Annotated in this window: 13 protein-coding genes, 1 tRNA gene and 1 pseudogene; 9 read left to right on the top strand and 6 right to left on the bottom strand. The window is 67.8% G+C overall.

Annotated elements, in window-relative coordinates:
- Positions 1-27 precede the first annotated feature (27 nt).
- Positions 28-630, bottom strand: a complete 603-nt coding sequence (locus Q7C18_RS16495) for a DUF1349 domain-containing protein (protein WP_311026296.1) — start codon at positions 628-630, stop codon at positions 28-30.
- A 279-nt stretch (positions 631-909) separates the two neighbouring features.
- Between Q7C18_RS16495 and Q7C18_RS16490 the strand changes: the two genes are divergently transcribed.
- The 5 genes from Q7C18_RS16490 (at position 910) to Q7C18_RS16470 (ending at position 6,755) form a co-directional block, all read left to right on the top strand.
- Entirely contained in the window at positions 910-1,902 is a 993-nt protein-coding gene (locus Q7C18_RS16490; protein ID WP_311026295.1) for a heavy-metal-associated domain-containing protein, read from the top strand.
- The gene (locus tag Q7C18_RS16485; protein WP_311026294.1) at positions 1,892-4,234 is read left to right on the top strand and encodes a heavy metal translocating P-type ATPase; all 2,343 of its coding nucleotides are present in this window, start codon (positions 1,892-1,894) and stop codon (positions 4,232-4,234) included. Before Q7C18_RS16490 ends, Q7C18_RS16485 begins: the two co-directional genes overlap by 11 nt.
- Before the next feature lie 35 nt (positions 4,235-4,269).
- On the top strand, positions 4,270-4,539 hold the full coding sequence (locus tag Q7C18_RS16480; protein WP_311026293.1) for a hypothetical protein: 270 nt from the start codon (positions 4,270-4,272) through the stop codon (positions 4,537-4,539).
- 223 nt (positions 4,540-4,762) lie between these two features.
- Positions 4,763-6,091 (top strand): MFS transporter, encoded by a 1,329-nt coding sequence (locus tag Q7C18_RS16475; RefSeq protein ID WP_311026292.1) that lies wholly within the window; start codon positions 4,763-4,765, stop codon positions 6,089-6,091.
- Positions 6,092-6,452: 361 nt separating this feature from the next.
- Complete coding sequence (locus tag Q7C18_RS16470) at positions 6,453-6,755, top strand: hypothetical protein (RefSeq protein WP_311026291.1); 303 nt, start codon at positions 6,453-6,455, stop codon at positions 6,753-6,755.
- Positions 6,756-6,768: 13 nt separating this feature from the next.
- Here Q7C18_RS16470 and Q7C18_RS16465 read toward each other — a convergent pair whose 3' ends face one another.
- Positions 6,769-9,540 (bottom strand): TrlF family AAA-like ATPase, encoded by a 2,772-nt coding sequence (locus Q7C18_RS16465; protein ID WP_311026290.1) that lies wholly within the window; start codon positions 9,538-9,540, stop codon positions 6,769-6,771.
- A 15-nt stretch (positions 9,541-9,555) separates the two neighbouring features.
- On the opposite strand from Q7C18_RS16465, the gene Q7C18_RS16460 reads away from it, so the two are divergent.
- Positions 9,556-9,873 (top strand): hypothetical protein, encoded by a 318-nt coding sequence (locus Q7C18_RS16460; protein ID WP_311026289.1) that lies wholly within the window; start codon positions 9,556-9,558, stop codon positions 9,871-9,873.
- Between the two features lie 30 nt (positions 9,874-9,903).
- Positions 9,904-11,067, top strand: a pseudogene (locus tag Q7C18_RS16785) (IS1249 family transposase); the annotation flags it as partial.
- A gap of 73 nt (positions 11,068-11,140) precedes the next feature.
- Here the strand turns inward: Q7C18_RS16785 and Q7C18_RS16450 are convergent.
- Positions 11,141-11,213: transfer RNA gene (locus tag Q7C18_RS16450), tRNA-Ala, on the bottom strand.
- 235 nt (positions 11,214-11,448) lie between these two features.
- Here Q7C18_RS16450 and Q7C18_RS16445 point away from each other — a divergent pair.
- On the top strand, positions 11,449-12,303 hold the full coding sequence (locus Q7C18_RS16445; RefSeq protein ID WP_311026287.1) for a hypothetical protein: 855 nt from the start codon (positions 11,449-11,451) through the stop codon (positions 12,301-12,303).
- Between the two features lie 112 nt (positions 12,304-12,415).
- Here the strand turns inward: Q7C18_RS16445 and Q7C18_RS16440 are convergent, their stop codons facing one another.
- Both Q7C18_RS16440 and Q7C18_RS16435 read right to left on the bottom strand, forming a co-directional pair.
- Positions 12,416-13,522 carry a serine hydrolase domain-containing protein gene (locus Q7C18_RS16440; RefSeq protein ID WP_311026286.1) on the bottom strand — a complete coding sequence of 369 codons (1,107 nt, stop codon included), beginning with the start codon at positions 13,520-13,522 and terminating at the stop codon, positions 12,416-12,418.
- A gap of 137 nt (positions 13,523-13,659) precedes the next feature.
- Positions 13,660-14,376, bottom strand: a complete 717-nt coding sequence (locus tag Q7C18_RS16435) for an RNA methyltransferase (RefSeq protein WP_311026285.1) — start codon at positions 14,374-14,376, stop codon at positions 13,660-13,662.
- An 81-nt stretch (positions 14,377-14,457) separates the two neighbouring features.
- On the opposite strand from Q7C18_RS16435, the gene Q7C18_RS16430 reads away from it, so the two are divergent.
- Complete coding sequence (locus Q7C18_RS16430) at positions 14,458-15,738, top strand: aminotransferase class I/II-fold pyridoxal phosphate-dependent enzyme (RefSeq protein WP_311026284.1); 1,281 nt, start codon at positions 14,458-14,460, stop codon at positions 15,736-15,738.
- Positions 15,739-15,787: 49 nt separating this feature from the next.
- On the opposite strand, the gene Q7C18_RS16425 is transcribed toward Q7C18_RS16430, so the two are convergent.
- A complete protein-coding gene (locus tag Q7C18_RS16425; protein ID WP_311026283.1) occupies positions 15,788-16,489 on the bottom strand; it encodes a class I SAM-dependent methyltransferase in 702 nt (233 codons plus the stop codon).
- Positions 16,490-16,573: the final 84 nt, after the last annotated feature.

Here is a 16,573-nt window from a genome sequence, read left to right as displayed (position 1 = left end):
GGCGATCGCCCCGTCCTAGCGCCCTGCTCACGGGTGCAGGGCGACGTCGGCTTCAGTGGTCCGCCACGCGTGGAAGGTCACGGTCAGCCCGGCCCGTGTCGGGGCACAGACCAGCGGGCCGGCGGCGACGTCGTCGCGGGCGGGGAACGGGAAGACCCGCAGCAGGCGCAGCTCGCCGCCGAGGAGCTCCGCGCGCACGGTGATCGCGTCATCGCTCCAGCTGGCGCGGACCAGCACCCGCTGGCCCAGCCAGTCGTCCGCCGGGGAGAGCGACCAGTCCGAGGCGCCATCGGTGACGACGGCGCCGGCGCTGAGGTGCCCGTCCGAGAACTCCGTGGCCGCCTTGGTCCAGTGATCCTGCGCGGCGCGGATGAACAGGCCCGCCTGGTCGAACTGGGCGGAGAAGTCAGCCGTGTACTCCACCTCCATGGCGGCGCCGGGCCGGAAAGGTGCCAGCAGGGCGTGTTCGGTGTCGTGGACGAATCCGTAGCTGGTGTGCCGCCAGGCGTCAGAGGTCTCCACCGCGGTGACCAGAAGGTCTGAGCCCTGGTTCTCCACCGCCGCGGGCGGGTTGCTCCACACTCCCTGCTCCCAGGGGATGTCCCCGGACGGAACGGACGACGACGTCATGGCGGCTCCTCTGGGAGAGCTGATCAGGGACGGGTGCGGGTGCGGGTGGTGCGGCGTGAGTGATGACGCCTCCGGATGACACCCCTAGATGATGCCACCGGGGCAGCTCTCACCGGGACAGATCTCACCGTAGATCCCGCCACCTGTACAGCGGAAGCCCCCGGGCGGCGCACCGCTTCACCCCACCCCTTGACAGGTACCCCCTAGGGGTATACTTTTGTCTCCCAGGTACCCCATTGGGGTATATCCATCGACCGTCCGGGAGAGAAGGAGCCACCGATGAAGGCACCCGCACGACTGGGGCTGTACGGGCTGATCCTGGTGACCGTGTTCGCCGTGGCCGGATTCACGGCGAACGCCGTCGTCCCCGACGCCACCGTGCAGACCTGGACCGACCAGAGCCCAGACGGCCACCACCAGAACGAGGACGGAGACGAGGACATGACCGGCACAACGCACCACGGCCACCACCCAGACCCGGCGGCGCTGGGACTCGGGCTGGCCCAGGACGGCTACCGACTCACCGACGTCAGCGCGCCTGCCTCCCCCGGAGTCCACGGCGAGCTGACCTTCGCGGTCACCGGCCCCGACGGCCGACCGGTCACCGACTTCGCGCTCGAGCACGAGAAGGAGCTGCACCTGATCGTCGTGCGTGCCGACGGCCAGCACTTCGCCCACGTGCACCCTGAGCGCGACGAGACCGGCACGTGGTCGATCCCCTGGGAGTGGGAGGCCGCAGGGTCCTACCGCATCATCGCCGACTTCCTCCCCGCCGAGACCGGGGAAGGGCTCACCCTCTCCACCACCGTGCACGCCGGGGGCGACTACACTCCGACACCGGCTGAGCAGCCGATCACCGCCGCCACGACGGACGGCTTCGACGTCGCCGTCGAGGGTGACCTCGTCGCAGGGGAAGCCTCCCCGCTGACCATGACGGTCTCTCGCGACGGCGAGCCCGTCACCACCCTGGAGCCCTACCTGGGCGCCTTCGGGCACCTGGTGGCCCTGCGCGACGGAGACCTGGCCTATCTGCACGTCCATCCGCACGGGGCCGCGCCGCAGCCCGGGGAGACCTCGGGGCCTGAGATCGCCTTCGAGGCCACGGCCCCCACCGAGGGCCGCTACCTGCTGTACCTGGACTTCCAGGTCGACGGGCAGGTCCACACGGCTCCCTTGGTGCTCGACGCGGGCGACGCGGGCGACCGACCCGACCACGGCACGCACGAGGACGACACGCACGAGGACGAGGACGGAATGGATCATGACCACTGAGCGCACCAGCACCCCCGACGGCCTCGCCGGCGTCGAGCTGAGGATCAGCGGCATGACCTGCGCCTCCTGCGCGAACCGGATCGAGAAGAAGCTCAACCGGCTCGACGGCGTCACAGCGAGCGTGAACTACGCGACGGAGAAGGCCAGCGTCACCGCTCCCCACGACTACGACCCCCAGCTGCTGATCGCCGAGGTGGAGAAGACCGGCTACACCGCCGAACTCCCACCCGCCGCCACGGACGCCGCCCAGGCCGCCGGGGAGGAGCGCGAATCGAGCGAGGACACCGAGATCCGGGTGCTCAGGCAGCGACTGATCGGGGCGGCCGCCCTCTCCGTGCCGGTCATCGCCATGGCCATGATTCCGGCGCTGCAGTTCGACTACTGGGGATTCGCGTCCCTGGTCCTGGCCGCACCGGTCGTGGTGTGGGCGGGCTGGCCCTTCCACCGGGCCGCCTGGGCCAACCTCAGGCACGGCACGGCCACGATGGACACGCTGATCTCAGTGGGCACCTCCGCCGCGTTGGTGTGGTCGGTCATCGCGCTGTTCTTCGGCACCGCCGGTCAGCCCGGCGTCGTCCACCCCTTCGAGCTCACGATCTCCCGGGCCGACGGGCTCGGCCACATCTATCTGGAGGTCGGCGCCGGGGTGATCACCTTCATCCTGTTGGGGCGCTACTTCGAGAAGCGCTCCAAGCGCCAGGCCGGCGCCGCCCTGCGGGCCCTGCTGGAGCTGGGGGCCAAGGAGGTCTCGATCCTCCGGCAGGGCCAGGAGGTGCGGGTCCCCGTCGACGAGCTGTCGGTCGGCGACGAGTTCGTCGTCCGCCCCGGCGAGAAGATCGCCACTGACGGCACGATCGTCTCGGGGACCTCCGCCGTCGACGCTTCCATGCTCACCGGCGAATCGGTGCCGGTGGAGGTCTCCGCGGGCGACGCCGTCACCGGCGCCACGGTGAACGCCGGCGGGCGGCTGGTGGTGCGGGCGACGCGCGTGGGCGCCGACACCCAACTGGCACAGATGGCGAAGATGGTCGAGGACGCGCAGTCCGGGAAGGCCGAGATCCAGCGGCTGGCCGATCGCGTCTCCGCCGTGTTTGTGCCCGTGGCGATCGCTATCGCCGTCGCCACGCTCGGAGCCTGGCTGGGGGCCGGATTCCCGGTCAGCGCGGCCTTCACCGCCACCGTGGCGGTGCTGATCATCGCCTGCCCGTGCGCCCTCGGGCTGGCGACGCCGACCGCACTGCTGGTCGGCACCGGGCGCGGAGCCCAGATGGGCGTGCTCATCAAGGGCCCGGAGATCCTGGAGTCCACGCGCAGGGTCGACACCATCGTGCTGGACAAGACCGGCACCGTCACCACCGGGAAGATGACCCTGGCAGACGTCATCCCTGCCGCCGGCGTGGACCGCTCCGAGCTGCTGCGGATCGCCGGCGGCCTGGAGGACCACTCGGAGCACCCCATCGCGCAGGCCGTCGCCGCCGGCGCAACCGCGGAGGTGGGCGAGCTGCCCACCCCGGAGTCCTTCGAGAACATCGAAGGACTCGGGGTCCAGGGGGTGATCGACGGTCATGCCGTCGTCGCCGGACGCGAGGCGCTGCTGGCGGACTGGTCGATGCACCTGGACGAAGATCTCCGGTCCGCCAAACGCGCGGCGGAGGCCGAGGGCCGGACCGCGATCACAGTGGGCTGGGACGGCCAGGTCCGCGGCGTGCTGGTGGTCTCCGACACGATCAAACCCACCTCCGCGGAGGCCATCGCGCAGTTCAGAGAGCTGGGACTGACCCCGGTCCTGCTGACCGGCGACAACCAGGCCGTGGCCGAGCAGGTCGCCTCCGAGGTCGGCATCACGGAGGTCTTCGCCGAGGTGCTGCCGCAGGACAAGGTCGACGTCGTCACGCGCCTGCAGGATCAGGGCAAGGTGGTGGCCATGGTCGGCGACGGCGTCAACGACGCCCCCGCCCTGGCCCAGGCCGACCTCGGCCTGGCCATGGGCACCGGCACCGACGTCGCCATCGAGGCCGCTGACATCACCCTGGTCCGCGGCGATCTGCGGGCGGCGGCCGACGCGATCCGCCTCGCCCGACGGACCCTGCGCACGATCAAGCAGAACCTGTTCTGGGCCTTCGGGTACAACACCACGGCGATCCCCATCGCAGCGTTCGGGCTGCTCAACCCGATGCTCGCGGGGGCGGCGATGGCCTTCTCCAGCGTGTCGGTGGTCGCCAACAGCCTCAGGCTGCGCGGCTTCAGGGCCACGGCCGACGACGGCGCCGCCCTGGCGGTCCGTACCGCGGCGCCGGCACGCGGATCGGCGAACGAGTCGGCGAACACCTGACCATCCATCATCGAGACCAGACGAGAGGACACACGATGACTGCACGAGAGAGCCTGCCCCTGACCGGCACCTCCTCCGGCGGTGGGAGCTGCTGCGGCCACACGCCCCGCCCTGAGGCCACCACGAAGGCCCCGGCCGACGACATGGCCGAATGCCCGGTGATGGCCGGCACCCCGGTCGTCAAGGCCCAGGCGGAGGAGGCCGGCCTGTACCGCGACCACCGGGGCACGCGGCATTGGTTCTGCTGCGCAGCCTGCGGCCCGCTCTTCGACGCGGACCCGGAGCAATACGCGCACCCCGCGTGATCCACCGACGGTCTCAGCCCGCCCCGGCTTCAACCTGCCCCGGCTTCAACCGTGACCGGGCCGACGTCGGCCAGTGGCGGCACCCTGCGCCCCCGACGCTCCCCGACTCCCGAGGTTGCTGGGCGCCGGGGGTGCGGGTGCTCCTGAGGAGCACATTCACACCCCGGGAATACCCCCTAGGGGTATATCGTTGGTCATCGGTGAGACACTCTAGGAGGACCCCATGAGTCTGTTCGCGATCCGTGACTACCGGCACCTCTTCAGCGCCCAGGTCATCGCGCTCTTCGGCACCGGCCTGGCCACGGTCGCACTCGGCCTGCTCGCCTATGACCTGGCCGGAGCCCAGGCCGGGGCGGTCCTCGGGACCGCGCTGACCATCAAGATGGTCATGTACGTGCTCGTCGCCCCGGTGGCGGGGGCCTACGCCGACCGTCTGCCCCGGCGGATGTTCCTCACCCTGCTCGACGCGGTGCGGGCCGGCGTCGTCCTGGCCCTCCCGTTCGTCACGGAGATCTGGCAGATCTACCTCCTGGTCGGCCTCCTCCAGGCCGCCTCGGCGGCCTTCACGCCGACGTTCCAGGCCACCATCCCCGACATCGTGCCGCAGAAGGCCGACTACACCCGGGCCCTGTCTGCGTCGCAGGTCGCCTACACCATGGAGAGCCTGCTCAGCCCGGTCCTGGCGGCCGTCGCCCTGACCTTCATGTCCTTCAACTGGCTGTTCGTCGGCACCTCCGCGGGCTTCCTGGTCTCGGCCGCCCTGGTGCTCTCCACGCGCATCCCCGACGCCCGGCCCAGCGGCCACACCGGCGTCTGGGCACGAGTCGCCTCCGGCAGTGGGCTCATGCTGCGCACCACTGGGCTGCGCGGGGTCCTCGCCCTGAACCTCGTCGTCGCCGCGGCCGGCGCGATCGTCGTGGTCAACACGGTCAACTACGTGCGGGACCAGCTCGGGGGAACCCAGGCGGACGTCGCCTGGATGCTGGCCGCCTCAGGCCTCGGCACCCTGGTGGCCGCACTGATGCTGCCTCGCGTGCTGGACTCCATGCGTGAACGGACCGTGATGATGACCGGCGCCGTGACCCTGCTGGCGGCCGTGCTCGCCGCCGTGACGATGAGCGCCACCGGCATCACCGCCTGGGGCGTCACCGCTCCGCTCTGGGCGCTCATCGGGGCGGGCATGGCACTGATCGTCACGCCCACCGGACGGGTGATCCGCGGCAGCGTGGAGGACCACCAGCTGCCCGCCGTGTTCGCCGCACAGTTCTCCCTGTCCCACGCCGCCTGGCTGATCACCTACCCGATCGCCGGATGGCTCGGCACCGCCGTCGGGCTCACCCCCGCCTGGGCGACCCTGGCCCTGCTGGCCCTCGCCGGGCTGGTCGGTGCCTGGGTGCTGTGGCCTCGCCGTGCGGAGCTCCCAGCCTCCGTGCCCGAGGAGGCCCTCGCGCCCTCGGCCCGGTGCGACCACGATCCCTCCCGCCCCACGGAGGCCGCCGCCTCGGAGGGAACGCTGACGGCCTGCCAGTGCGCGGCGGCCCGGGCGGTGTAGGGGCGCGCACCGGCCCAGCGCGCTGATGGTGGGAATGACACCAGGCGTTTCAGCGCGGGTGACCCAGCCATCGTCGGCAGTCATCCGGAGGTCCTGGTCATGGCTGTCGAGGCCAGTGCACGCCGGGGGCAGTCCCCAGGCAAGTTCAGAGGAACACGCGCCGGCAACGGACGAACCCTGCCCGGCGTCGCCGCGGGGCAGGGTTCGGACGTCTTCAGTTGTGGAGCTAGCGCGACAGTGCTCGAACCTTGCCCCGTCCTTGCAGTTGGCGGTCTCGTCGCATCGTGCGATTCGTCGGCGGAGCAGACCAGCGCTGGTCTCGCCTGACTCGACGCGGGCGCTGCCGCGTCCGGTCCCGTGCTTGACGGCGGCGATGCTGGATGAGGCCAAGCGCCGGTACAGGGGCGGCGAGATCCTGCGGGTGATCGCTGTCGATCTGGGAGTGAGCCGTCAGCGACTCGCTGAGCGGTTGCGGGAGCGAGGCGTGCGTCTGCGTCGTGAGAAGCCATCATCGGAACAGGTGCTCGAAATGTGCCGTCGCTACGAGCAGGGCGAGTCGCTGGCCAGGGTCGGCGAGCGACTGGGCTTCAACCCGAGCACGGTTCGTCTGCACCTGCTTCGTGCGGGGATGACACTTCGCGATCCACAAGGCCGCGCACGGTAGCTTGGCCCAATCGTCATCCCATCAGTCGTTTGTAACGCGCAGCGAATGCCGGCTCCCCTCCCTCCATAATGAGGCGAATTGAGCGCTTCATATCTGCGCGTTGTATGGAGCCATGAGACTCAACCTCTGGCACTGGGCCATGTCGCAAGATCGTTACGTGCTCCGCGTCTGCATTCACCACGACGTTCGCGTTGTGAGTCACGACAATAACCTGCCGATTCGCCTTAATCCGCTTGAGTGTCGTGACTACGAGGTCATAAATGAGTTTGTTGTCCAGATCATCTTCCGGCTGGTCAAGGAGGAGGGGGTCATTGCTGAGCTGGAGGACAACTGCAAGAAGTGCGGCAGTCTTCTGACCGGGAGAGCCTTCATCAATTTCACTAAGACGATTCTCGCCTTCTTGTCGATACTGAACTCTGAGATGGTCTTCGGGGAACCAGAGATTTACCTCAGTCTCGTACGCGTGCGGGTCGAGAGAGCTTAGGTGAGCGAAGAACCTCTGGTCGAAGTTGATTCCTGAGTGTTTTTTGAGCAGCGGAGCCGCTCCCCCATGCTCTTGAAGCTCCAGAAGGAGCTTCTTGAGTTCGGTCACGCGCTTGTCTCTTCCCGGTTTGAATTGGTGATCCAAGACCACAGGCAAGCCGTCGTCACCGAACACAGGATCGAACGAGGAAGGCTTCTGTACCAGCTCCCGAAGCTCGGCCTCCAACGCGGTATCGTCCGCTTGGGCGAGCACTCTCAGGTTGAGGTCGCTGTCGCTCAAGCTACTTGCGAGCGCGCTTCGCCTCTTAGTCAGGTCCGAACGTTGCTCGATGATGCGTTCAAGCGTGCGCTGCGCGTCTTGGACGACTCGTTCCCGCCGCTTCTTTGCCTGCTCAATCTCTCCAAGAACTGTTTCCCGCTCGTTCTTCGCCGCGACCAGACGGCTATTGGCCTCGTTCGGGTCTTCGATGTGGCTCGGCGCATCGGTCTCGTCATCTACGGGATTAAGTTGGCTGTTCAGCTCCTCGATGCGCTTCCTTCGCGGAGAATTGCCCTCCACCGCTTCCCAGACCCCTCGGGACTCGCGCAAGATACGAGAGACACCCTCTAGTGCAGTGTATGCACGGACAATCTCCAAGCGACGCGCTTGTTCTGGCGCCCAACCCTCTCCTGTCTCGTCCTCAGCCGGCAGCTCTTCACTCGGAGCTTCTTGTTCAGGACGGAGTTCACCAAACTCTTCCACCAATGTGCTAGCTGCCTCTTCGAGTCTCACAGCAACAGACTCAAACCTTGCTGTTTCCTGCTCCTCTTGAGTAAGGCGGTCCAGCTCCCGTGCTTCAGGAGAGTTTCTGAGCTTCGCGATATGCTCAAGCTCAGCGCGTATGTCTGAGAGTTCCCCATTCAGGCGATCCTCTGAGGCAATCTTGACGTTGAGCTCATTGATCTCTGAACGCTGCGTTCGGTACTGCCCGCAGAGCTCATCGAAGCCTTCTTTCCACGTCACATAGTCGATGGAAGGCTGATCGTCTAGCGCCTTTAGCAAGCTCTGCGGGTCACGAGCAGTCTCGTAGATCTGTTTTTGGCTGTTGATGAGTAAGGCGAAGCGATCACGCGGCGCACCGCCCTCGCGCTGCCATTCACCTCCGGCGAGAACTTCGATAATCGGTTCGTCAGGTTGACTGCCATCCCAAACGACACGGTAGGTGCGGCCCAGACGGACAAGGTGGACCTCGACTCGTGTATCGCGGTTCCAGAAACGGGCAGTCAGGTTCTTACCGGGTTGCGGAGAGAACCAGTGGTTGTCGGCTTGGAGCTCTTTGGGAAGATCGGTGAACCGACCCATCGCAAGGCGAACAAGTTCGATGAGGGTCGATTTACCGACTCCTCTACCACCGATGATCGTGTTCATCCAAGGACCAAAAGCATAGGTTGCTTGGAAGTCGCCCTTGCCGACGACTAGACGCCGAATTATGGAATGGGTAAAGTCATTCGGGTCCGGATCGCCTTCTCGTGCGGGTATGACTGATTGCGCTCCGTCGGAGAGCGCAAGCTTGATCCCGAAGAGATTCGGGTGCTCCATCTTCACCCAAGTGAAGTGACTTCCGGGGTACTTCGCTTCGATTCCTTCTGGGCATGCAGAGCCGTCGAGATGATGAGCATCGGAGCCAAGGACTTTAATCCATCCTTGTTTTTTGGCCTTCTTCGCCCCTTCTGGGGTGACGACCTCAACTGCGACGATATTTTTGGACTGACCGATGTCTTCCTGGTTGCGAAGATCGTGCTCGAAGAGCCCTTTAGTGTCGTCGGCGTGAGCGGGTATTGCTAGGCCATCCTTTTGGACGATTTGCTCGACCACCTGCGCGAACGACATCTTGGTAGTCCCCAGGCTGCTGCCGCGTTCGGCGCTGTACCCACATACATGGAGCAGACCGTTGATGTCCTCGCTTGGAGTGTCGACATCGAAGACTCCGAGGAGGTGGTATCCGCCGTCCACGGTGAACTCAACGCCGCTGAACAGAACGATCTCTCGAAACCCCTCGGGGTTTTCGTCCCTCAGCGAGGAAAGCTCCGCTCGTGCGTTGTCGATACCCTCATGGGTATTGTGATCGGCAATGACCAGAGCATCGAAACCGCTCTTCATATAGGCGAGAAGCCAGTCTCTATAGGACGTGGGTACCGTGGCAGGTTTTCCCTCTTCCGCGCCAAAATCGAACGAGGCAGGGCTGTGCGCGTGGAAATCGACCTTCCACCATCGTGCACCTGGATGCGGACTGCTGCCTACTGGCACTGGTGCTAACGTCACCGGAACCTCCTGCCGGTGACGCTCGTCACCTACCGTTGCTGGCTCATGGTCCTGACATTGTCCTATTTCGACCACACCGGGCTCAAAGCGACACGCGGAGCCGAGGCCGAACCCTCCGAACGGCGGATGCTCAACCGGGGACTCTTCGACCGCATCACCATCGATGACGGGGACGAGGCCGCCGTTCAGCCGACCGAGGCGATCCGGACCACCCCGGCCGCCGGCCCCGGACCGCACGACGAAAGAACCCCGCCCCGCGATCACGCGGGGCGGGTTATAGGCCAAAATGTGTGTACAGCGCGGCCGGGGATCGTTGATCTGACGCCGATGTAGGGGGCTGCACATGCTTTGAAAGCATGTGGAGTGACTCCTCCCTCGAATCAGCCGGTCTGTGGTGTATGCGGCACCAAGCTGGTCAAGAACGGCAAGACCAGCGCTGGGCGGACGCGGTGGCGGTGCAAGAACTGCGGCGCCTCGGCCACTCAGTCCCGGACTGATGTGACCAGCAGAGCTGAGTTCACTGACTTCATCAGCTGGATACTGGGCCCCTCCTCGATACCCCGGCACACCCATAGCCCCCGCACATTCCGACGCAGAACCTCATGGTGCTGGGATATCGAAGTCCCTCAGCCTGACCCGACCGGGGAAGTTCACCGGCAGGTCATCGTTGATGGCACCTACTTCAATGGATGGTGCGTGCTCATCGCCCACAACGGCACCCATGTGATCGGCTGGCAGTGGTGCGACAAAGAATCCAAAGCCGCCTGGGCAGCCCTGTTCAAACGGTTCCCTGCCCCGGATGTGGTGGTCACCGACGGCGGCACCGGACTCAGGGCCGCAGTCGATCAGCAGTGGCGCCGCACCCGTATCCAACGCTGCTACTTCCACATCCGCGCCGCCGTCATCCGGCACACCACCCTGAACCCACGACTGCCTGCTGGCCAGGAGATCCTGGCCCTGACCAGGGAACTGATGAGAGTCCAGGACCTCGATGCCGCTGCGACCTGGATGGGCGCCTACGCCTCCTGGGAAGCGAGATGGGAGTCCTTCCTCAAGCAGCGCACCTACGCGAAGAAAGGCGTAGAGCGCCCCTCCTGGGCTAAGCCGAACCAGAACTGGTGGTACACCCACATCCGTCTGCGCCGAGTCCAGGGACTCTACCGGCAGCTGATCCGCGATGACTCCCTGTTCACCTTCCTCAACGAGGACTACATCGAAGACCAGCAGCGAACCGTGGAACGGGCCACCTCCCGGTTGGAGGGTGGTCCCAACAGTGGGATCAAGCACCTGCTGCGCCATCATCGGGGCATGCCCGATCACCACGCCCGCAAAGCAGTGGGCTGGCTGCTCAACAGTCTCACCGAGCACCCACATGCTCCTTGGATACTCGCTCAGCGGCATCACCAGGAATCGGAGAAGCAAGCCCAGTCAAAGCCGGTGGAGGAAGACCCGATCGGCCCTGAGCTCTACGGCACCTCAGCTATAGCTGAGGAAGGCCTCTGGACCCGCAGAGGCTGGGCCGGAAGGGGATGGCACGCCCGGGCCATACACACATTCTGGCCAATAACCCCGCGGGGCAGGGTTCGTGCGTCGTCACGTGTGGAGCTAAGGGGAGTCGAACCCCTGACCTCGTCGATGCGAACGACGCGCTCTACCAGCTGAGCTATAGCCCCGTATTGAACTGTGCCTGCGCGGCGGTCTCGTCGCGCGTGACCACACCAGGATATAGCCGCTGAGGCGCTCACCGAAAATCTTGGCCGACAGATGACGCCGGGGCCGTCCACGCCAGCCGTCGCCGCTGGTCAGCCGGAGGGATGAACTACGTCACACGGCGTCCGTCGGCACGTCTGCCCTCAGAACGTGAGAACCGCCACTGCTGTGCGCGCCCAGATCCCGGATACTGGTCAGATGACCGTCTCCACCACGCCCCGCCCTGCCGTCGTCGCCGAGCCTGCCTTCGGGCTGCTGCTGGACGTGGACGGCCCCATCGCCTCCCCGGTCTCCCGCACTGTGGCGATCGATTCCATCGGCCAGGACCTGGCCGCGATGTCCAACCAGGGCATCCCGGTCATCTTCAACACGGGGCGCTCCGACGACTTCATCGCCCAGGAGGTCGTCCCGCCGCTGCGGGCATCCGGGCTGCGCGACGGCGCCCCGGTCTTCACCATCAGCGAGAAGGGTGCGGTCTGGGCCGAGGTCACCCCGCACGGACTGGGCGAGATCCACCTGGACGAGGAGCTCCGCCTTCCCACCGCACTGGCTGAGGATGTCCGAGCCCTGGTGGCCGAGCGCTTCAGCGGGCACGTGTTCTACGACGAGACCAAACGGACGATGATCTCCGTGGAGCAGCTGGTCGACGTCGAGAATGAGGACTATCTGATGATCCAGCCGGAGTTCGACGCGGCCGTCGCAGACCTCCTGGAGAAGCACCGGCTGGATCAGGTGCGCATCGACCCGACCATCATCTCCACTGACGTCGAGCATCAGCGGGTCGGCAAGGACCTCGGCGCCGCCCGGGCCCTGGAGCTGCTCCGCGAGCGCGGCATCACCCCGCAGGCCTGGTACACCATGGGCGACTCCCGCACCGACTACGCGATGGCCTCCTGGCTGCACGAGCGCGGCCACCAGGTCAGCCATGTGGACGTCCGGCCGGCCGACGGCATCCCGGAGACCGCCCACCCGGTGCTGACCTCGGACACCGGCGCCATCCATGACGACGCCGGCGCCGAGTTCCTCCGGCGTTGGGCGACGTCGCTGGGCTGAGGTCCGCCTGCGGCGCGTCCTGCCGCAGGCGTCACAACTCCGGGCAGGTCCTCTGCGGCCTGCTCGCCGACGGCATCGGATCCATCGCCAGGACCCGGCGCCGACTCAGACGTTACGCCCTGCCCAGGCCCCGCAGCTCGGCGAGCAGCGCGAACACCCGCTCGTCCATCGCCACCTGCATCATGGCCAGGCAGATCCTGCCATCGGGGTCGACGAAGAAGTCGGTGCCGAGGCCCCCGGACCAGCTGAACCGACCACGATCCGGGCCGTCCGTCACCACCGAGACGCCGTACCCCCATCCCATGCCCTCCCAGAAACCCGGGTAGAAGCTGTCCAGGGTCTTCGCCGCCTGGTCCACCTGGTCGCGGCACATCTCATCCCGCAGGTCAGAGTCGATCAGGCGACCATCACGCAGCGCGCTGAGGAAGGCGTGGTAGTCCCCCACGGTCGAGACCAGCTCCGAATGGCTGACGTCGAACGGCGCCGGGGCGACGTAGAAGCCCGCCCCGGCCGGCTCGCACGCCTCGAAGCCCTCAGCCGTGCGCTGGAACACCGCGGGCAGACGGTGCGCCTGCTCGCTCGGCACGGTGAAGCCGGTGTCGACCATGCCTGCGGGGGTGAACACGGTCTCGGCGAGCACGTCCTCGGTGCTGCCGCGGCCGAGACGTCCCAGCAGGATGCCCAGCAGGCCGAAGTCGTGGTGATATCGCCACCCGTCGCCGGGCTGGAAGGCCAGCGGCAGGGACGCGAGCGCGTCGAGCCAGTCCTGAGCGCCGAGTGCCACAGGTTCGGCGCCTGCTTCGACCCCGCGGTCGATCATCGCCTGCCTCAGAGGAGTGTCAGCGGTCATGACCCCGTAGCCGGACTGATGCGTGAGCAGGTGGCGCACTGTGATCGGACGTCGGGCCGGCTGCGTTTCCTCCAACGGAGCATCCGGATGCGCGAGCACACGTGGCTCCGCCAGCTCCGGGAGCCAGGCGCCGATCGGATCATCCAGGGTCATCACCCCGTCCTGCACCAGGCGCAGCGTCGCCGCGGCGACGACGGTCTTCGTCATGGACTGGATGCGGAATATCGTGTCGATCTCCAGCGGGGCACCGTCCGGAGCGTCGAGCCCGATGCTGATCGGCGCGAACTCCTCACCGTCGGTGCCGACGACCCCGGGCATCGTCCCGTCCTCGACGTGACGGGTCAGGAGCTCGTGCAGAGAGTTGGTCACGGCGGCCCTTTCCGGAGGAGGACATCTGTGCCGCTCATGCTAGCCGCCTCCACCACGCGGGGGTCCAGAGGCCCCAGCCGACCCGGAAGGGAACGTGACGGCGCCTTGCTGCCGGGCCGTCCTGACCGCGTTGACGTTCACGGCATGAGCTGCGCGTGCTGGCGGACCCAGGCGTGCATGGCGATGCCGGCCGCGGTCCCGGCATTGATGGAGCGGGTGGAGCCGAACTGCGCGATGGACAACGTCGCCTCGGCAGCGGCGCGCATCTCCTCGCTCAGGCCGGGGCCCTCCTGCCCGAAGACCATCACGCACTCCCGCGGCAGCTCGTAGGTCTCCAGCGGCACCGAGTCGGGGAACAGATCCACCCCCAGCACCGGCAGCCCCTCCTCCTGCGCCCACGCCACGAACTCCTCCACCGTGGCGTGGTGCCGGACATGCTGGTACCGGTCCGTGACCATGGCACCCCGGCGGTTCCAGCGGCGCCGGCCGACGATGTGCACCTCAGCGGCCAGGAACGCGTTGGCGGTGCGCACCACCGTGCCGATGTTGAAGTCGTGCTGCCAGTTCTCGATGGCCACGTGGAAACCGTGCCGGCGGGTGTCCAAATCGGCGACGATCGCCTCATGCCGCCAGTACCGGTACCGGTCCACCACATTGCGCCGGTCACCGTCCCGCAGCAGCTCCGGGTCCCAGTGGTCCCCCTCCGGCCAGGGCCCCTCCCAGGGGCCGACGCCGACCTCGCGGGCGCCGGAGGACTGGTCGCCCGAGACGGAGGATCCGGGCCCCTGTGCCTCGGCCTGCCCCTCGGCGGCGGAGGGGGCGGCTTCCGGGCGAGGGCGAGGCGCATCATCCATGCGCACGAGGGTACCGGAGCAGACGTCGTCTGCTCCCCTCACCCTCCCCTCACCCCCGGCCGACGACGTAGGCTCGGGCCCATGGCTCAGAGCACCCCGCACACCGAGTCCGACCCTCGCCCCACGGCCGCACCGAACCCGCTGGAGCAGCTCTCGCTGGCGGCCCTGCGCACCCGGCGCAGTGCCAAATGGCGAGCCTTCGGCGACGATGTCCTGCCGCTCTGGGTGGCGGAGATGGACGTGCCGCTGGCCGAGCCGATCGCCGATGCGCTGCGCGGCGTGATCGACCGCGGCGACACCGGATACCCCGCCGGCCGCGGCTATGCGGAGGCGCTGGCCGGGTTCGCCGAGCGCCGCTGGGGATGGAGCCTGGAGGTGGCGCACACCAGCACGGTCCCGGATGTGATGCGCGGGATCACTGAGGCGCTGAAGCTGATCACCGCCCCCGGCGACGCCGTCGTCGTCGCCTCCCCCGTGTACCCGCCGTTCTATCAGTACCCGGCCGAGGCCGGCCGGCGGGTGGTGCAGGCCCCGCTGAACCCGGCCGGGCGACTCGACCCGGCCGCGTTGGAGGAGACCTTCGCGGAGGCCGCCCGCACCTCGACGTCCCCGGCGTTCCTGCTGTCGAACCCTCACAACCCGACCGGGGTGGTGCACACCCGCGCCGAGCTGGAGCAGCTGGCGGAGCTCGCTGATCGGCACGGACTCCGGGTGGTCGCCGATGAGATCCACGCCCCGCTGGTCCTCGGCGCGTCGCAGAGCCCCGGAGATGCCGCAGATACCGACGACGACGGCGCCCCGGTCCGCTTCACGCCGTACCTGTCCGTGGATCCGCGGGGCATCAGTCTGATGTCCGCCTCGAAGGGCTGGAACCTGGCCGGGCTGAAGGCGGCGGTGATGATCGCGGGACCCGACGCCGTCGCGGATCTGTGGCGTCTGCCGAACATCGTCGCGCACGGACCCAGCCATGTGGGCGCGCTCGCGCACACTGCCGCCTTCGCCCACGGCGAGGCGTGGCTGGACGCCCTGCTGGACGGCCTGCGCGTCAACCGGACGCTGCTGGGTGAGCTGCTGGCCGAGCATGCGCCGCAGGTGCGGTGGACTCCGCCGCAGGCCACCTATCTGGCGTGGCTGGACTTCCGCAGGACCCCGCTGGCCGGGGCCGGGGACGACGTCGCGGCCGCAGGCGCCGAGGCACCGATCCGCGGCCCCGCCAAGGCGCTGCTGGCGCGGGCCGGCGTCGCGCTGACCGCGGGGAACCCCTTCGGCGACGGCGGGGCAGGCCACGCTCGGCTGAACATGGCGACGTCGCAGGGGATCCTCACCGAGGCGGTGACACGGATCGGGCGGGCGCTGAGCTGAGGATCCCGGCGCCGGGTCCGGAACCGACCGGGCGTAGCTCCGTCCCGGCTCACGGGCGGCGCCGAGCCAGATACAGCCGCCCGCAGCCCGGCGCGTACGCCAGGTCCAGCGCGTCCACGGTGAAGCCTGCCGTCTCCAGCGATCCCTCGATCTCCTCCCGGGTGCGGAACCGCAGAGTGGAGCGGGACTCCCACCGGGTGCCGTCGTCGAGCGGGGCGCCAGTCTTCTCATCGAGGAACACGGTGGGCTGATCGAAGGTGACCAGCTCGCCGTCGCCGACGACGTCGACCACCTCCACCCAGCGCTCCACCGCGCCCACCCCCGGCACACCAGCCCGGGTGCGAGACTGCTCCGGAGTCCAGGACTCCCAGGCGCGGGCCTCTCGCCGACGGGCCTCGAAGACCAGCAGCCCTCCGGGAGGCATCGCGCGGTGCGCCGCTGCCAGCACTGCGGACCACTCCGCGTCGTCTGTGAACACCTGAGCGACGTTGGCGCTCATGGTCACGGCATCCACCGGGAGCATCGCCACGATCGAGGCCGCGGCCGGGTCCAGGCCGATCACCTGCATCCCCCGGTGGGCCAGTCGACGTGCCAGCACTCCGGTGCCGCACCCGATGTCCAGGACCCTCTGGGCCTCCAGTGCGGCGACGGCGGCCTCATACTCGTCGAGGTCCCCACGGTCCGGGTCGAGCGCGTCATAGACCGCGGCCAGGCGCGGATCAGCGAACAGGGCGTCGGGCTGATCAGGCATGGCACGAGCGTACGGGACCTGCGCTGCCGACGTCAGCGGAGCGGCATACCGTCAGTGGGCAGAACGAGACCGGCGCACCACGCG

The organism is Nesterenkonia sp. CL21 (assembly GCF_031705515.1).
Taxonomy (GTDB): Bacteria; Actinomycetota; Actinomycetes; order Actinomycetales; family Micrococcaceae; genus Nesterenkonia; species Nesterenkonia aethiopica.
This window is presented reverse-complemented; position numbering and strand designations above follow the sequence as displayed.